Here is a 17,451-nt window from a genome sequence, read left to right on the forward strand (position 1 = left end):
CTCCCGAGCTCGCGATGAAACTCAAGTTGAAACTGCCGCTGACCATCAGCGGCGTCCTGGCCGCACTGATGGCCGCCGCGCTGGTCGGCATCTCCAGCCTGAACCAGTCCGTGGCCGTCTACGAATTCGACGTCGCCGCCCAGCAGGCGCACGAGCGTGCCGTCGCCGACCTGCTGGTGAGCTTCAAGACCCAGGTGCAGGAATGGAAGGACACGCTGCTGCGCGGCAAGGATCCGGCCAAGCTGGACAAGCACTGGAGCGCCTTCGCCAAGCAGGAGGGCGCGGTCGAGGACAAGGCCAAGGCGCTGCTCGCGACGCTGCCGCAGGGCGACAGCCGCGCGCTGGTCGAACAGTTCAGCGCTGCCCACGTCAAGATGGGCGTCGACTATCGCAAGGGCTTCGACGCCTTCAAGGCCGCGGAATTCGATTCGACAGTCGGCGATGCGGCGGTGGCCGGCATGGATCGCGAACCGGCCCGCCTGCTGGGCGAGGCCTGCAAGAAGATCGCGGCCGAGAGCGCGTCGGTGTCCGCGAGCGCGGCCGCGCAGGCGCACCGCGCGTCGCTGGTGAGCATCGTGCTGATGCTGGTCGTCGGCGCCGCGGGCATCGTCGCTGGCGTGTGGTTCAGCCGCCGCATCACGCGTCCGGTGGACTATGCCGTGGGCGTGGCCGAGGCGATCGCCGCGGGCGACCTCACGTCCAAGGTGCGAGTCGCCGGCAACGACGAGGTCGCGCAGCTGATGAAGGCGCTGGGCGTCATGCAGGACAGCCTGGGCCACGTGGTGGGCGACGTCCGCGCCAACTCCGAGAGCGTGGCCACGGCCTCGTCGCAGATCTCGCAGGGCGCCAACGACCTGAGCGCGCGCACCGAGGAGCAGGCCGCGGCGCTGCAGCAGGCCGCCGCGTCGATGGACCAGCTGGGTTCGACCGTGCGCCAGAACGCCGAGAACGCGATGTCCGCCAACCAGCTCGCCCTCGGCGCCAGCACCGTGGCGCGCAAGGGCGGCGACGTGGTGGGCGAGGTCGTCGAGACGATGAAGGGCATCAACGACAGCTCCAAGCGCATCGTCGACATCATCGGCGTGATCGACGGCATCGCCTTCCAGACCAACATCCTCGCGCTGAACGCGGCCGTCGAGGCGGCGCGCGCCGGCGAGCAGGGACGCGGCTTCGCGGTCGTCGCCGGCGAGGTGCGCTCGCTGGCCCAGCGCTCGGCCGACGCGGCCAAGGAGATCAAGTCGCTCATCTCGGCCAGCGTCGAACGCGTCGAGCACGGCACGCAGCTGGTGGATCGCGCCGGCGAGACGATGACCGAGATCGTCAACTCGATCGCCCGCGTCACCGACATCATGGGCGAGATCAGCGCCGCCAGCAGCGAGCAGAGCACGGGCGTGTCGCAGATCGGCGACGCGATCTCGCAGATGGACCAGGCCACGCAGCAGAACGCCGCGCTGGTCGAGGAGAGCGCCGCCGCCGCCGAGAGCCTGAAGGACCAGGCGCACCAGCTGGTGCAGGCGGTCGCGGTGTTCAAGCTCGAGAGCCGCGCGACGGTCGCGGACGTGCGCGCGACGCCGGCCGCCGCGCCGAAGCGGGCGCCCGTGGCGCGACCCGCGGCGCCCGTGCGCAAGCCCGTTGCGGCCGCGGCCGCCGCGGCGCCTGCGCCCAAGGCCGCGCCCGCGCTGGCCATGGCGGTCTCCGACGACTGGGAATCGTTCTGACGCCCTGCAGTTAAAGTGTCCGCTCGACAAGGAGCGGACACGATGCACAAGGCGACAAGAGCATTCCTGCTGGCCACGCTGGCGGCGTTGAGCGGCGCGGCCGCGATGGCCGCCACCGCGGTCGTCACCGCCGACCGCATGCTGGACGTGCTGGCCGGCAAGATGGTGGACAAGCCGGCGATCGTCGTCGTCGACGGCCGCATCAAGGCCGTCCTCACGCAAGGCGACGCCGCGATCCCGCAGGACGCGACCCGCATCGCGCTGCCCGGCCAGACGCTGCTGCCCGGCCTGATCGACATGCACGTGCATCTCGACAACGATCCGCGCATCGACGGCTATCACAACCTCGACTACACCGACAGCTTCTGGGTCGCCATCGGCGTGGCCAACGCCAAGGCCATGCTCGAGGCCGGCTTCACCACGGTGCGCAACGTCGGCTCCGCCAACTACGCCGACGTCGGCATCAAGCAGGCCGTCGAGGGCGGCTACGTGCCCGGGCCGCGCATCGTGCCGGCCACCTGGCTGCTGGGCGCGACCGGCGGCCACTGCGACGAGACCGAGGGCCTGCCGCCGCACTTCGCCGCCGTGCCGCTGGAAAACATCGCCGACAGCCCCGACGGCTTTCGCGCCCTGGTGCGCAAGGTGCACAAGTACGGCGCCGAGGTGATCAAGATCTGCGCCACCGGCGGCGTGCTCTCGCGCCGAGACGTGGCGGGCGCGCAGCAGATGAGCTTCGAGGAGATCAAGGCGGTCGTCGACGAGGCGCACCGCCTCGGCCTGAAGGTGGCGGCGCACGCGCACGGCCTGTCGGGCATCAACGATTGCCTGCGCGCGGGCGTCGACACGATCGAGCACGCCAGCCTCGCCAACGAGGAGTCGTTCCAGCTCGCCAAGGATCACGGCGCCTGGTTCTCGATGGACATCTACGACGACGACTACATCCTGGCCGAGGGCCCGAAGAACGGCATGTTCGAGGAGTCGCTCGCCAAGGAGCGCGCGATCGGCCTGAAGCAGCGCCAGACCTTCCGCGCCGCCTACAACGCCGGCGTCAAGATGATCTTCGGCACCGACAACGGCGGCGTCTTCCCGGCCGGCCAGAACGCGCTGCAGTTCGCCAAGATGGTGGAGTGGGGCATGCCGCCGCTGGAGGCGATCCGCGCGGCCACGCGCAACGCGGCGCAGGCGCTCGCGCGCGAGGGCGACGTCGGCGCGATCGCGGTCGGCCGCTATGGCGACTTCGTCGCGGTGGCGGGCGATCCGTTGAAGGACATCCGCCTGCTGGAGCATCCGGCGGCGGTGATCAAGGGTGGCGAGCGGGTGAAGTGAGCGTGCGGCCGGAGGATTTCGGCGAGCGCCTCGTGCCGCGTCGCCGCTGAAGGCGATCCGCGCGGCCACGCGCAACGCCGTCAAGGCACCGAGGCGCCCGCGCGCGAGGGCGACGTCGGCGCGATCGCGGTCGGCCGCCATGGCGACTTCGTCGCGGTGGCGGGCGATCCGGCGAAGGACATCCGCCTGCTGGAGCATCCGGCGGCGGTGATCAAGGGGGGCGAGCGAGTGAAGTGAGCGTGCGGCCGGAGGATTTCGGCGAGCGCCTCGTGCCGCGTCGCCGCTGAAGGCGATCCGCGCGGCCACGCGCAACGCCGTCAAGGCACCGAGGCGCTCGCGCGCGAGAGCGACGTCGGCGCGATCGCGGTCGGCCGCCATGGCGACTTCGTCGCGGTGGCGGGCGATCCGTTGAAGGACATCCGCCTGCTGGAGCATCTGGCGGCGGTGATCAAGGGTGGCGAGCGGGTGAAGTGAGCGTGCGGCCGGAGGATTTCGGCGAGCGCCTCGTGCCGCGTCGCGGCTGAAGGCGATCCGCGCGGCCACGCGCAACGCCGTCAAGGCACCGAGGCGCCCGCGCGCGAGGGCGACGTCGGCGCGATCGCGGTCGGCCGCCATGGCGACTTCGTCGCGGTGGCGGGCGATCCGTTGAAGGACATCCGCCTGCTGGAGGATCCGGCGGCGGTGATCAAGGGTGGCGAGCGGGTGAAGCGAGCGTGCGGCCGGGAGCCGGCGCGGCCCGTCACAGGTCGATCGCCAGTTCCTTGAGGCGCGCGAACTGCGCCTCGTCGGGAAAGCGGCGCACGCGGAAGCGCTCGGGCGCGTGGTCGGTCGCCTCCATGAGGTCGCCGACGACCTCGGTGGCGTCCTGCCACGCCACCAGCAACGGGCGCGCGGCGTCGTAGCCGCGGGCGTTGAAGATGATGAACTCGGTGCGCGGCAGCAGCGTATCGACCTGCTCGGCCCAGACCGAGAAGCTGAGGGTGCCCAGGTCGTCGCGGGCCATCATCTGGAACGACGCCACGAACAGGTCGAGCTCACGCCGCGCGTGCAGTGCGTCGAGCAGTTCCTTCTGGCTCTCGTTGACGGCGGCCGCGTTGCGCAGGTTCAGCTGGTGCCAGGCGTCGACGGCCACGAGCGGCGCGTGCGGCTGCCACTGCGTGTTGTCCAGGCGCAGCAGCTGGAACGACAGCCAGCGCTGGGTGTCGTCCAGGTGTTCGTGGATCATCCGGGCCATCAGCGCGATGCCGGCCTCGTTGCCGGCGCTGGTCAGCATCAGCGCGTTGCGGAACGGCACGGCCACGACCGGATCGCGCACGCCGACGCGGTGGATCAGGTCGGGCAGCAGCATGCGCGAGCTGTCGTACGAGTCGCCCCATTCGCCCGACCACACGCCCTCGCCGATCTGTTGCCAGCCGCCGTGTTCGGGCAGGCCGCGCAGGTTGTCCAGCGCGTCGTCCAGCGCCTGTTCGAACGTCACTTGCCATTTCGGCAACTCGCGTTCGTTGACATAGGCCATCGAGGCGGGCAGGTCGCAGACGAGCGCGATGACGAGTTCGCCCGCGAGCGGCTTGGTGGCCGGCAGGAAGCGCTTCGACGGATCCTCCACCGCCGCCAGAGTGGACAGCGCGACGATGCCCATGTCGTCGCGCCGCCGCACGACCGGCATCAGGCGCGGGCGCGCGTCGGCGTAGGTGGACGGAATCGCGCTGTCGGGCGCCAGCATGCCGTCCAGGAAGCGCTTGAGCACCAGCGGGCGCGCGGCGCGCCGGCTGCGGCGCAGGTCCTGCAGCAGGTTGCCGAGATACAGCTTCATCTCGCCGCCGTGCAGGCGAAACGTCATTTCGCGCAGCGCCGGGTCGACCCGCAATTCCTCCGCCCCCAGCTCGTTCAGCTCGCGCGTGACGTCGCGCGCAAGCGTATCCAGCGTCGGCGCTCCAAGCAGCCTGTCCAGGAACTCCATCGTTGACCCTCCCCGATGTGTCTGGGCGATTCTCCACGAGACCCCTCGTTCTGCGCCAGCGGAAAAGGCGTTTGCCGCGGCTGCGTTCTAGGGCTCGCGCGCCGGCTGCGTCATGGCGCTCGCCGCCTCGGCCAGCCGCGCCAGCAGGCCGGAATGGCGCGTCGTGGCGGTGGCGATGGCCTGTTCCAGCACCGCCGCATCGGACGCCAGCGTCACGCGCCGGCGCGCGCGCGTGATGGCCGTGTACAGCAGTTCCCGCGTGAGCACGCGGCTGCGCTGCTCGGGCAGCATCACCAGCACGCCGTCGAACTCGGAGCCTTGCGACTTGTGGACGGTCATCGCGAACGCCGTCTCGTGGCGTGGCAGCCGCACCGGCGCGATGGCGCGGAAGCCGCCCGGGGCCGTGGCGTCGGGGAAATGCACCAGCAGCTCGCCGCTGGCGTCCGGCAGCGCGATGCCGATGTCGCCGTTGAACAGCCGCAGCACGTAGTCGTTGTTGGACACCAGCACCGGCCGGCCGGCGAACCAGGGCGACGCGCCGGCGCCTTCGGGCAGCCCGGGCAGGTCCAGCGCGGCGCGGAAGCGGCGCGTCATCTGGGCGTTGAGCGCCGTCACGCCGCGCGGGCCGTCGCGCAGCGCGCACAGCACGCGGAAGCGGCCGAAGGCCTCGGTGATCGCACCCACTTGCGACGCGTCGGCCGCGACGGCCTCCCGGTAGGCCGCGTAGCCGGCGTCCATCTGCTGCAGCGCGGCCTCGAGGCTGGCGTGTGGCGCGGTGTCCAGCCAGGTGGCGTCGGGGTCGGCGCCGCCCCGCAACCAGGCCAGCGCCTCGCGGGCGCGGCCGGTGTTGACGTCGGCCGCCAGCCGGCCGATTCCGGAATCGGCCGCGAAGCGGTAGGTCTGCGTGAACCAGACGGCGCAGTCCTGCAGCGCGCTGCGCCTGGCCGGCACCGGCGGCACGATGGCGTCCGCCGGCGTGCCCGTCATCGCCGCCAGGTCGTGCACGCAGGCGGGCGTGAGCGTCGGGTCGAGGCTCAGCTCGGCGAACACGGCACCCGATTCGACGGCGGCCAATTGATCCTTGTCGCCCAGCAGGATGATGCGCGCCGCCGGCGGCACGGCCTCCAGCAGATGCGTGGCGAGGGACAGGTCCAGCATCGAGGCCTCGTCGACCACCAGCGCGTCGACGGCCAGCGGATTCGAGGCGTCGTGCGCGAAGCCCGCGGGCGTGACGCCCAGCAGCCGGTGCACGGTCGCCGATGCCGCCGGCATCCGCTCGCGCAGCGCCTCCGGCAGGTGTTGTGCACGCTGGCGGATCGCGTCGGTCATCCGCGCCGCGGCCTTGCCCGTGGGGGCGGCCAGCGCGATGCGGCAGTCGGGGTCGAGCGCGAGCAGGCAGGCCAGCAGGTTGACGACGGTCGTCGTCTTGCCGGTGCCGGGGCCACCGCTGATGACGGTCAGGCGTCCGCGCAACGCGAGCGCCGCGGCGAGCTGCTGCCAGTCGGCGGCGCCCCCGAGTCGCGCGGCATTGGCGGCGAACAGCGATGTCAGCCGCTCGCGGACCTCGGTCGAGGCGACGGCCTCGCGCGTGCCCGCGTGACGCGCCTGCGTGAGGCGCCGCGCGAGACGGCGCTCGTAGTCGAAGTAGCGGTGCAGGTAGAGGCGATCGTCGGCATCGAGGATCAGCGGCAGGGCGCCGGGCGCCGCGGGTGTGCCGACGATGCCCGACGCCTGCAGCGCGGCGCGCCAGCCGGCGACGTCGGACGGGAGCGTCGTCGCGTCGTCGCGTTCTGCCGCCAGCGACGCCAGCATCAGGCAGACGTGGCCCGCGCTGACGGCCAGGCTCAGCGCCTCGGCCGCGCGCGCCGTGGCGGCGACGGCATTCGCGTCTGCGCCCGCGGACGCCGCCCAGCGCGCGGCGTGGCGGGCGAATCCCTTGGCGAGCAGTTGGTCGGTGGGATCGGCCGCGGCAAGGCTCGTGTCCTGCGATGCGCGGCTGCTGCCCCGGGTGTGTGCGGGCGAGCTCATGTCGCGGCCTCGGTCTCGTCGAACAGCGCGGACAGGCGTGCGATCAGCGCCGCCGCCGGCCGCTGGAAGAACACGCCGGTGGGCGCGCCCGCAGCGTCCCGCCAGTCGGGGCGCACGCCGCGCACGAACAGGTAGGCCGCACCGCCCAGATGGCGCTGCGGGTCGTAGCCGGCCAGGCGGTGGCGCAGGTAGCGATCGAGCGCCACCAGGTACAGCAGGGCCTGCAGGTGGTAGCCCTGGTCGCGCATGGCGGCCGCCATCGCGTCCTGGCCGTAGTGCGCGGGGGTGTCGCCGAGGTGGTTGGACTTCCAGTCGAGGATGAACCAGCGGCCATCGTGCTCGAAGACGAGATCAATGAAGCCCTTGAGGAAGCCCCTCAGCGTGGCGAACGACAGGCGCGGCATCGGCACGCCGTGGGCGGCGAGGGTGTCGTTGAGCGTGTTCGCGTCGAGGCGATGCGAGGGCAGGTGGAACTCGAGTTCGACCAGCCGGCGCGTGTTCGGCAGCTCGGAAAGGCGCAACGGCCGCGGCGTGCCCAGCGGCAGCGGGGTGTCCAGCGTGCCTTCGAGCATGCGCTGCAGCATGCGCGCGCGCAGCCGCTGGCCCTCGGCACCGGGCGTGTCGGGCACGCCCATCGTGCGCAACAGCTGCAACGATTGCGTGATCGCGTGCGGCCAGGTTTCACGGTCGGTGAACGTGATGCTTTCGAACGCCTGGTGGATCGCCTCGCCGGCCGCGGGCCCGCGTGGGAAGTGCAGCGGGTCGTCCTCGCTCGGGCGGAAGGCCGGGGCGACGTCGCCGGCCGGCGCGACGGGTGACTCGACCACCCGAAGGTCGTGGTCGACGCCCGAGCGATCGTGCGCGGCGCCGTGGGCGATGGCGCTGAAACTGCCGATGCGCCAGCCGCCGGAAAGCGTCCGTGGCGCGGGCAGCGCGGCCAGCGTGTCGGGCGCGGGGCGGGGCGTCTGCAGCGTCACGAGCTCGCCGCGCGGCAGCGGCGCGACGCCGATGGCGCCATCGGACCGCTGCGCCAACGCAGCCCAGGCCGCCGCGATCGATTCCGCGCCGTTCTTGTGCTCGAACCATTGCTCCGGCGTCAGGTCGGCGCCGGCGACCAGCCAGTTCAGCAGGCTGCGCGTGCTGCCGGTGGCACTCGGATAGCGGCCCGCCGTGCGGTAGCAGCCGGCGACGATCACGCAGCGATGCACCGCGCGCGTCAAGGCCACGTAGACCAGCCGCAGCGTCTCGGCTGACTCCTCCAGCTTCAGCCGCAGCCGGATCTCCTTTTGCCGCTCCTCGTCGCGGAACGCGTGGCCGTAGTCGATGACCGTCTGGCCGTCGTCGTCGTGATACGCAAGGCCGGTGAGGCCGTCGCCCCGACCGCCGCGCGACGCGCTCCACAGGAACGGGCAGAAAACGATCGGGTACTCGAGGCCCTTGGACTTGTGGATGGTGACGATCTGCACCAGGTTCTGGTCGGACTCCAGCCGCAGCTGCGTCGCGTCGTCGGCGTCGGGCCAGACGCGCTGCGATTGCAGCCAGCGCAGCAAGGTGTCCGGCGCGGCATGGCGTTCGCCGGCCTCGTGCAGGCACTCGATCAGGTGCAGCAGGTTGGTCAGCCGGCGTTCGCCGTCCGGACGAGCCAGCAGACGCGCCGCCACCTGTTCGGCGGCCAGCCATTGGCGCAACATGAAGCCGACCCCGCGCTGCAGCCAGAGCTCGCGCCAGCCGGCGAAGCGCTGCACCGCGGCCAGCAGCGCGGACTCGTCGCCGGACAGGTCGGCGATGGCCGCGGCGTCGCAGCCCATCAGCTCGGTCGACAGCGCCGCCTTCAGCGTGCGCTCGCGCGCCGGCTCGAGGATGGCCGTCAGCACGCGATCGAGTTCCTCGGCGTCGCTGCTGCGAAACACGCTGGCCTGCGACAGCTCCACGCTGCCGACGGCGCGCGCCGTCAGCGCCTGGCGGATCTGCGTACCCTGCGCGTTGCTGCGCACCAGGACGGCGATGTCGCCTGCCGCCAACGGGCGCTCGTTGGGTGCGTGGCCCAGCGTGACCTCGCCCCGCTGCGCGGCCGCCAGCAGGCGCGCGATCTCGTCGGCGGTGGTGGCGACGACGGCCGTCGTCGCGTCGCGCTGGAAGATCGGCTCGCCGTCGTCGGCCGGGGGCAGCGTCCAGACCTGCAGCGGCGCGCGCGGCGCGCTGGTGTCGACCAGCGGCTGGCGCGGCTTCTGGCCGAAGCGCACCGCCTGGTAGGCCAGGGCGTCCATCATGAAGGCGCGCGGATTGGCCGCGAACAACTGGTTGAGCGCGTGGATCAGGGCCTCGGACGAGCGCTGGTTGTCGGCCAGCGAGTAGCGCACCACCGCGTGCGTGCCGGCCTCGATGTAGGTGTGCAGGTCGGCATTGCGGAAGCTGTAGATCGCCTGCTTCGGATCACCGACGAAGAACAGCGGCGCCGGCGACAGCGTGTCGTCGGTCGGCGTCGTGTAGATGGTGCGGAAGATGGCGAACTGCAGCGGATCGGTGTCCTGGAACTCGTCGATCAGCGCGGCCGGGAAGCGCTTCTTCAGCTCGCCGGGCAGCCACGGCGAATCGCCGCGCGTGAGGCGGTCGTGCAGGTTGAACAGCATGTCGTCGAAGGCGATGACGCGCTGGCGCCGCTTGGCCTCGCGTTGCGCGCGCGTGCCCTCGTCCAGCAAGGCCTTGAGCAGCGCGAGGCGGCCATAGGCCAGCGCCTGCGTGGCCCGGGCGCGAAGATCGAGCAGGCGTTGCGCGACGTCGAAGAACTCGTGCTGCGGCGTCACCTGCTTCTTCTTCGTGGCGGCGGCGAGCCTGGACGCGCCCAGCAGTTCGAGCTTGGGCGCGTCCACGTCCAGCGCGGCCAGGCCATCGTCGCGGCGCAGCAGGTCGTCCCAGCTGGCGAGCGCGGTGCGCACGCTGTCTTCCTTGTAGCTGACGGCGCTCAGCGCGCCCATCGAGCGTTGCAGCAGGTCGTCGATCTCGGCGCGCCGTTCGTGCCAGAGGCGGAAGGCGACGGCGTGCGTGGCGGCCAGGTCGTCGGCCGGGATGGCGCGCGCGGCGTCGAGGTCGTCGGGCCAGGCGGCGCGCGCGAGCGGCTTGGCGAGGTGGCGCTTGAGGAGCGCGGCGAAGCCTTCGGGCGAATCCTTGCTGGCCACGAGATGGCCGGCCAGGCCCGCGTCGAGGTCGTCGGCGGCGACGCGGCGACGCCAGAAGTCGTTGGCGGCCTCGGCCACCCAGTCGGCGTCGTCGCGCACGAGTTCCATCGCGAGCGGCATCTGCGCGGTGAACGGCGTGTCGGCCAGCGCGCGCTGGCAGAAGCCGTGGATCGTGAAGATGGACGCCTCGTCGAAGGTGGCCAGCGCGAGGTCCAGGCGCGCGAGCATGTCGTCGGTCTGCAGGCCGTGGCGCTCGCGCGCGGCGCGCACGAGTCGTTCGACGAAATCGTCGCCGCCGGCGATGGCCTCGCCGGCCTGTTCGGCGCGCAGCCAGGCCAGCGTGTCGACGATGCGCAGCCGGATGCGCTCGCGCAGTTCCGCCGTGGCCGCGTTGGTGAAGGTGACCACCAGGATGCGCTGCACCTCCAGCCGGCTTTCCAGCAGCAGGCGCAGGTAGAGGCCGCAGATGTTCCAGGTCTTGCCGGTGCCGGCCGAGGCCTCGATCTGGCGGATGCCTTCGAGCGGGCAGTCGAAGACGTCCAGCGGCTGGAAATCGGGCGTCGCCGTCATTCGATCTCCAGACACGTCAGCAGCGGCTCGAAGACGGCCGTGGCATTGGCGTAGAACGCGTCGACCACCTCGGGCGCGAACGGATCGGGCCGGCCGCGCAGCGCGAGCCGGTAGCCGGCGTCCTGGCCCTCGGCGTACTCGTTGAAGCCGCCGGGACGGAAGGCCGCGATCGCCTTTGCCGGCCCCTGGCGGTCGCCGTTGATCCATTCCCACGCGGCGCGCGGGAAGAAGGCCAGCGGCTCGCGCAGGCCCTGGGCGTAGAGGCGGACGAGCGTCTCCAGCCGCGCCTGCGGCTCGTCGCACTCGGTGAGGAAGAAGCGGCCGTCGCGCGCGATGCCCGTCGTGACCGGCAGCACGCCGGCGGGTGCGCTGGCGCACAGCAGCAGGTGCGGAAGCCAGGCGTCGAGGTAGTCGAGCGCCGACTGCTTCGCGTAGCGATGGCGCAGCAGGCCGCGCGGGCGCAGGTCGGCGAATTCGCCGTGCAGGCGCCAGGGCTTGCCGTCGATCTCGAACGTGAGCTCGGCGGCATGCGGCGGCAGCACCGGCTGCTGGGTGTGTTCGATCACCTGGTCGGCGAACTCGCGCAGGCCGTTGAGCTCGCGCTCGAGGAAGCGCATGCCGAAGCCGCCGGCGGGAACCGCGGTGCCCGCCAGCGCCAGCGTGCGCGCGGCCTCGGGCGACACGCCCTCGAGCAAGGCGGGCAGCAGCAGGCGCGTCAGCGGGGCGCGGCCGCCGTTGTCAGGCACGAACGGTTCGTCGTCCTGCAACTCCTCGTCGTCGCGCCGCAGGGCGATGCCCAGGCGCTGCTCCAGCAGGAAGCGGCACGGGTTGCGCAGGAAGGCCACCAGGCGCGCCAGCGGCACGTCGCGCCACGGCGCGTCCGCGGGCGGCAGCGGCCTGGCGATGAAAGGCGCGGCCGATGCGGGCGCGTCGTCGTCGTCTTCCCACTCGTCGTCGGCCCGGGTGGACGTGACGGCGGCCGGCACCGGCGCCGCGAGGCTTTGCCGCAGCGCCTGGGCGTAGTCGGCCTGGAAGCTGCGCAGGCGTTGATCGGGCGCCGCGACATCGAAGGCCTGGGCCGCGAACGGTTGCAGCGGATGCTCGACGACCAGCGCGCGCCGCGCCCGCGCGCGTGTCGCGGCGCTCGCGGGCGCGGGCGCCAGCGCGGGGATCAGCGTCTCCAGCAGCTCGGACACCAGCACCGAGGCCGGCCGCACCGAGTTGTCGCGCACGCTGCGCCCGGCGTAGCTGAGGTGCACGCGCTCGCGCGCGGCGAGCAGCAGGTCGAGGAAGACGTTGCGCTCGTCGAAGCGGCGCTGGCGGTCGCCGCGGCGGGGCGCGAGGTTCATCAGGTCGAACTCGGCCGGCCGCGCCGTGGTCGGGAACGCGCCGTCGTCGAGGCCGATCGCGCAGATGACGCGGAACGGCACGTTGCGCAGGCTGCTCATCGCCGCGAACGTGATCGTGCCGGTGGGCACGCCGCCGCGCGCCGGGTCGTCGAAGCGCTGTTCGAGCGCGGCGCGCACGACGTCGAACGCCAGCGGCGTGGCGAGCTCGCTGCGGCGCCATTGATCCGCGAGCTGGGCCATCTCGGCGTCGACGTCGCGCAGGTCCTCGAGATCGGCGTCGGCCGCGGCGACGAAGTCGCGCAGCGCGTCGCCCAGGATGGCGGGCCAGTCGGCCGGCGCACGCGGGGCGGCGACGCGGTCGCGCAGCGCCTTCAGCGCATCGACGAAACGCCAGAACGCGCCGAGCGTCAACGCGCCCGAGCCCTCGGCGTCGCCGGCCGGCAGCTTGCCCAGGAACGGCGTGGCCAGATGCGACGGCAGGGCATAGCCCAGGAACAGGCGGTCGAGCCCGTCGGCGAAGCTGTGGCGCTCCTGCGCCGGCACGTCGAAGCCGCCGCGGTGCTCGGCGTCGAGTGCCCAGTGGATGCCCGAGGCCACGAGCCAGTCGCGGATCTGGTCGAGGTCGTCCTCGGCCAGGCCGAAGCGCCGCGCGACGACCGGCTGCTGCAGCAGCCCGAACACGTTGTTGACGGCGAAGCGCGACGCCGCGAGCGCCAGCACGTCGAGCAGCGCGCGCGCCGGCGCGTTGACCTGCGCGCGGGCGCGGCCGCTGATCGTGAAGGGCAGGTGGCGCTCGCGCGGCGCGGTGCCGAAGACGGCGTCGATCAGCGGCGCGGCGGCGTCGAGGTCCGGCGTGACGACGAGGATGTCGCCCGGCTGCGGCGGATCGTCGCCGGCCATCAGCGCCAGCAGGCGGTCGTGCAGCACCTCCAGCTCGCGCGTGAGCGAGTGGCAGACGTGCACCTCGACGCTGCGGTCGCCGGCCAGCGCCGCGAGCGAGCCGGGCGCGAGTTCGGCCATCTCGAGCACGGCGTTCTGCAGCGCCCCGAGCACGCTGCCGGCGTCGGCCGGTTCGAAGACGGCGTCCTCGATCACGCCTTCGCCCGCGGCGTCCACCAGCAGGCTCAGCGCCGACTTCGTCTGCTGTCCCCACGCGGCCAGCAGCCGGTTGCCGGTCTCGTGATGGCCGGCCTCGCCGCGCGCCGTCAGCCACGCGAGGCGGCGCGGCTCGACGACGTCGAACCAGAATTCGCGGCTCGGGTTGAGCACGTAGACATGCAGGTCGATGTGCCGCCCGAGCCGCTGCAGCAGCTCCAGGTGCACCGGCGGCATCGTCGGCAGGCAGAAGACGTGGGCGCTGGCGGGAACCTGGGCCATGCCGGCGAGCTGGAGGCCCTGCGCATCGAGCAGGTCGAGCAACGCGAGGATCGGATGCCGGCCATTGCTGCCCGTCTCCATTGCGAGCCGGCGCCACAGCGCGGCCTGCCATTGCTGGTCTTGCGCGGCGCCTTCGTCGGTGACGGGCATGCGCACCGGCTCGTCGCGGAACCACGCCTCCAGCCATTCGGGACGGTAGACGAGGTACTGCTCGAACAGCCCCGCCACCCGTTGTGCCAGCTCGTGGCGCATCACCGCGTCGGCCTGCGCGAGCCAGGCCGACAGCCGCGGCTGTTCGCGGCTCCATGCCTCGTCCTCGAACGCGGCCAGGATGCGCCAGGCGAACACGTCGGCATCGAAGCGGGCCGACTCGGGCCAGTCGGGCACCAGGCGCTCGGTCTGCCGCCACAGCCAGTGCGCGAGGTAGGAGAACTCGACGTTGGCGCAGACCCCGTTGCGTCGCGCGAGTTCGATGATCAGGCGCCGCGTGATGGCCGCGCTCGGCACGACGACCTCGTCGGACTCGAACGGCGAACGGCTGGCCGCCTGCTCGCCCAGGCGCCGGACGAGCCGGTCGGCGAGGGTCTCGAAGCGGTTGGCGAAGTGGAGTTGCAGCATGCGGGCAGGAGGACGTTGACGCCGATTGTGACGGCACCGCGGAAGACCGCCCGCGGCATTCAAGTCCTTTATCCTGCCCTTTGGCTGGCTCAGCAGATGAGCCGGCGCACTATCATCAGTTCGCGGCTTCGATCGAGCCCGAGCCCGACACGCGGCGCGAGACATCGTGCGGATGCCCGGCGTAGGTGATGTCGCCGGAGCCGGCCACCTTGGCCTCCAGCGCCTCGGTGGCGTTGACGTGCGCGTCGCCCGAGCCGCTGATGCTCACGCTGACCCGCTTGGCGGTGAAGTTGCGGGCGTTGATGTCGCCCGAGCCGGCGACGCCGAAGCGGGCCTCGTCGGCGGAGCCGGAGATCATGACGTCGCCCGAGCCCGCGACGCTCAGCGCGAACTGGCCCAGCTGCGCGTGGTCGATCTTCAGGTCGCCGGAGCCGGCGATGCTCGATTCGAACTTCGGGGCCGTGAGCTGGTCGATCTGCAGGTCGCCGCTGCCGTGCTGCTGGGCGGCCGTCAGCGACGTGAACACGACGTCGACGAAGACCTCGTGGTGCGCGCGGAAGCTCGCGCCCTTCTTCAGGCGCACGACCAGCTTGTCGCCCTCGACCACCGTCTCGACCAGCGGCTCGATGTTGTCGTCGGCGTGCACGGTGACGCTGGGCGTCGCGCCCTGGTGGGCGTGGACGTCGACCGAGCTGTCCAGGCGCAGCACCGAGAACGCGCCGATCTGGCGCGTGACGCTCACTTCCTTGCCGGAGCCCGACACGGCGTTGCCGTCGCCGTTGGACAGCGTGATCGTGACCGCGTGCGCCGGCAGCGGCATCGAGAACGCGGTGAGGACGGCCGCCGCGGTGACGGCCAGCGTGGCGACGAGGTGGGTGGCGTTGGCAGTGAAGCGGCGCATGTCGGGCTCCTGGTTCGTTGTTGATGCGATGGAGCGGACTGTAGGGACGCCCGCGCGAGCCGTCGCGGGCCAGGCGACGCGTTGTGCCTCGGGCACGACCAAACGCCGGCAGGCGCGACGAATCGCGAGGCTCAGACGTCCTGCCCAGGCTGCCAGCGCCCCTCGACCAGCGTCTCGTACGGCCGGAACTGCACCTTGTAGGCCATCTTGGGACTCTCGGCGATCCAGTAGCCGAGGTACAGGTAGGGCAGGCGCAGCGACTTGGCCTGCTCGATCTGCCACATCACGGCGTAGGTGCCGAAGCTGCCCTTGAGATCCGGGTCGTAGAAGGTGTAGACGGCCGACAGCCCGTCGCTGAGGATGTCGGCGATCGCCACCATGCGCAGCGCGCCGGGCGTGGCACCGTCATCGGGGTCGCGGAACTCGATCAGGCGGGTGTTGACGCGGCTCTGCAGCAGGAACTGCGTGTACTGGTCGACGCTGTCGTGATCCATGCCGCCGCCGGCGTGGCGTCCGGCCTGGTAGCGCAGGTAGAGCTCGTAGTGTTCCGGCACGAACGCGAGCCGCATCACGCGAACCTTCAGCCCGGCGTGCGCGGCCCAGGCGCGGCGCTGGCTGCGCGAGGGCTCGAAGCCGGCGACGGGCACGCGCATCGGCACGCACGCGCGGCAGCGGTCGCAATAGGGGCGGTAGGTGAACACGCCGCTGCGCCGGAACCCGGTGGACACCAGCGCCGAATACGCCTCGGCATGGATCAGGTGCCCGGGCGTGGCCACCTGCGAGCGCGCCATGCGCCCGGGCAGGTAGCTGCAGGGATAAGGCGCCGTCGCATAGAACTGCAACGAGGCGAACGGCGCTTCCTTGGGGTGCGTCACGGCAAGAGGTCGTGGGAATGGGCGACGGGCGGCGAATCGGCGGGCACGCCCAGGTCCAACGTGTCCCACATGCGGAAATCATAGGCCCAGACGGGCGCCGGCGCGCGCGCGGCCAGCGCGCGCACCTCCTGTTCGAAGTCCGAGCGCGGGATCGGCGACGCGCCCAGGCTGGCCAGGTGGCCGGTGGCCTGCTGGCAGTCGATGGCGGGCATGTCGTTGAAGCGGCAGAAAGCGACCAGCCCGGCCAGCGCGATCTTGGAGGCGTCGGTGCGGTGCGAGAACATCGATTCGCCGAACATCATCCGGCCGAGGTTGACGCCGTAGAGGCCGCCGACGAGCTCGCCGTCCATCCAGGTCTCGACGCTGTGGACATCACCGGCGCGCGCCCACGCGCCGTAGGCCGCCTGCATCTCGGGCACGATCCAGGTGCCGTCCTGGCCCTCGCGCGGCGTCTGCGCGCAATGGGCCATCACCTGCGCGGTGTCGTGGTCGAACCGGAGTTCGCAGCCGGGCGCGCGCAGGAAGCGGCGCAGCGTCTTGCGCAGCGAGTGCGACAGCCTGAAGTCGCGCGTGCGCAGCAGCATGCGCGGGTCGGGTGACCACCACAGCACCGGCTGGCCCGGGCTGTACCAGGGAAACACGCCGTTCGAGTAGGCGTTGCGCAGCCGGGCGATGGACAGGCCGCCGCCGGCCGCCAACAGGCCGGGCGCCTCGGAGTGTTCGTCGAGCGCCCAGGAAGTCGGTGGCAGCGGGGTGTCAGCTTGCAGCCAGGGGATCGCCATGAGCCCAAGGATACTTCGACACGGCAGCGCGAGCGCGCAGGCACCCGCGCCGACGCGCGCGGGCCGCGCCGGTCAGAACTGGATGCCGCTCTTGCTGGGCGGCGGCAGCAGCGAGGCCGGGCTCGAGGCGGCCTCGGGTGCGTTGGCGGCGGACGGGTTGGACAGCGGCGTCGTGCTCGGAGGCGCCAGCGCCACGGCCAGCGGCCAGCGGTAGCCGCTCAGCTTCGCCTGGGCCGGGTAGCCGGCGGCGTCCAGGTAGCCCTGCAGGTCGTTTGACGAGTAGCCCCGCATCGTCTGGCTGCCGATGGCGATCACCGGCACCGTGCGGTCGCCGAAGCGGGCCTGCAGCGCGGAGATGTCCGCGTCCATGTTGACCGAGTACTCGTTGTAGGGTACGCCGCGCTGGCGCAGGGCGTCGCGCGCCTGGTCGCACGGCCCGCAGTTCTTCGACGCGTACAGCGTGACGGGGTACTTGGACATCGCCTGCCGCGTTTGGGCGGGCATGCCGCCGGCGGCGTTGCCATTGGAAACGGACGGCGTCGTGCCGTTGTTGAGGCGGATGTCCGCCGCGGTGGGCGGCTTGTCGGTGTAGGTGACCTTGCCGTCCGGGCCGACGATCTTGTACTGCGCCAGCGCGCCGGCCGCCGCGCCGCCCAGCAGCATCGCCACCGTGGCGAGACGCAGGGCGCGCGTGGAACGGGAAGCTGCGGAGGAGGCGTTTTTCAGGGGAGTCATCGTGGGCATGGTCCGAAGGAAAGAAGAAGTGTCGCG

Annotated in this window: 10 protein-coding genes; 2 read left to right on the top strand and 8 right to left on the bottom strand. The window is 72.0% G+C overall.

Annotated elements, in window-relative coordinates; all coding sequences use genetic code 11:
• The first annotated feature begins 14 nt into the window (after positions 1-14).
• Together LPC04_RS26045 and LPC04_RS26050 are read left to right on the top strand one after the other, a co-directional pair.
• Entirely contained in the window at positions 15-1,718 is a 1,704-nt protein-coding gene (locus LPC04_RS26045) for a methyl-accepting chemotaxis protein (protein ID WP_275685241.1), read from the top strand.
• Positions 1,719-1,760: 42 nt separating this feature from the next.
• The gene (locus LPC04_RS26050; RefSeq protein ID WP_275685242.1) at positions 1,761-3,044 is read left to right on the top strand and encodes a Xaa-Pro dipeptidase; all 1,284 of its coding nucleotides are present in this window, start codon (positions 1,761-1,763) and stop codon (positions 3,042-3,044) included.
• Positions 3,045-3,783: 739 nt separating this feature from the next.
• On the opposite strand, the gene LPC04_RS26055 is transcribed toward LPC04_RS26050, so the two are convergent.
• The 8 genes from LPC04_RS26055 to LPC04_RS26090 all read right to left on the bottom strand — a co-directional run bounded on the left by LPC04_RS26055 (position 3,784) and on the right by LPC04_RS26090 (position 17,415).
• Positions 3,784-5,004, bottom strand: a complete 1,221-nt coding sequence (locus LPC04_RS26055) for a DUF1444 domain-containing protein (protein ID WP_275685243.1) — start codon at positions 5,002-5,004, stop codon at positions 3,784-3,786.
• 87 nt (positions 5,005-5,091) lie between these two features.
• On the bottom strand, positions 5,092-7,032 hold the full coding sequence (gene recD, locus LPC04_RS26060; protein WP_275685244.1) for an exodeoxyribonuclease V subunit alpha: 1,941 nt from the start codon (positions 7,030-7,032) through the stop codon (positions 5,092-5,094).
• On the bottom strand, positions 7,029-10,778 hold the full coding sequence (recB, locus tag LPC04_RS26065; RefSeq protein ID WP_275685245.1) for an exodeoxyribonuclease V subunit beta: 3,750 nt from the start codon (positions 10,776-10,778) through the stop codon (positions 7,029-7,031). The genes recD and recB overlap by 4 nt, the downstream gene beginning before the upstream one ends.
• A complete protein-coding gene (recC, locus tag LPC04_RS26070) occupies positions 10,775-14,122 on the bottom strand; it encodes an exodeoxyribonuclease V subunit gamma (RefSeq protein ID WP_275685246.1) in 3,348 nt (1,115 codons plus the stop codon). The genes recB and recC overlap by 4 nt, the downstream gene beginning before the upstream one ends.
• Positions 14,123-14,237: 115 nt before the next feature.
• Positions 14,238-15,023, bottom strand: coding sequence for a head GIN domain-containing protein (locus LPC04_RS26075; protein ID WP_275685247.1), 786 nt, complete (start codon positions 15,021-15,023; stop codon positions 14,238-14,240).
• A 131-nt stretch (positions 15,024-15,154) separates the two neighbouring features.
• The gene (locus LPC04_RS26080; protein ID WP_275685248.1) at positions 15,155-15,898 is read right to left on the bottom strand and encodes an arginyltransferase; all 744 of its coding nucleotides are present in this window, start codon (positions 15,896-15,898) and stop codon (positions 15,155-15,157) included.
• A complete protein-coding gene (aat, locus tag LPC04_RS26085) occupies positions 15,895-16,680 on the bottom strand; it encodes a leucyl/phenylalanyl-tRNA--protein transferase (protein WP_275685249.1) in 786 nt (261 codons plus the stop codon). The genes LPC04_RS26080 and aat overlap by 4 nt, the downstream gene beginning before the upstream one ends.
• 72 nt (positions 16,681-16,752) lie before the next feature.
• Entirely contained in the window at positions 16,753-17,415 is a 663-nt protein-coding gene (locus LPC04_RS26090; RefSeq protein WP_275685250.1) for a glutaredoxin family protein, read from the bottom strand.
• Positions 17,416-17,451: the final 36 nt, after the last annotated feature.

This window comes from Scleromatobacter humisilvae (assembly GCF_023231945.1).
Classification (GTDB): Bacteria; Pseudomonadota; Gammaproteobacteria; order Burkholderiales; family Burkholderiaceae_C; genus Scleromatobacter; species Scleromatobacter humisilvae.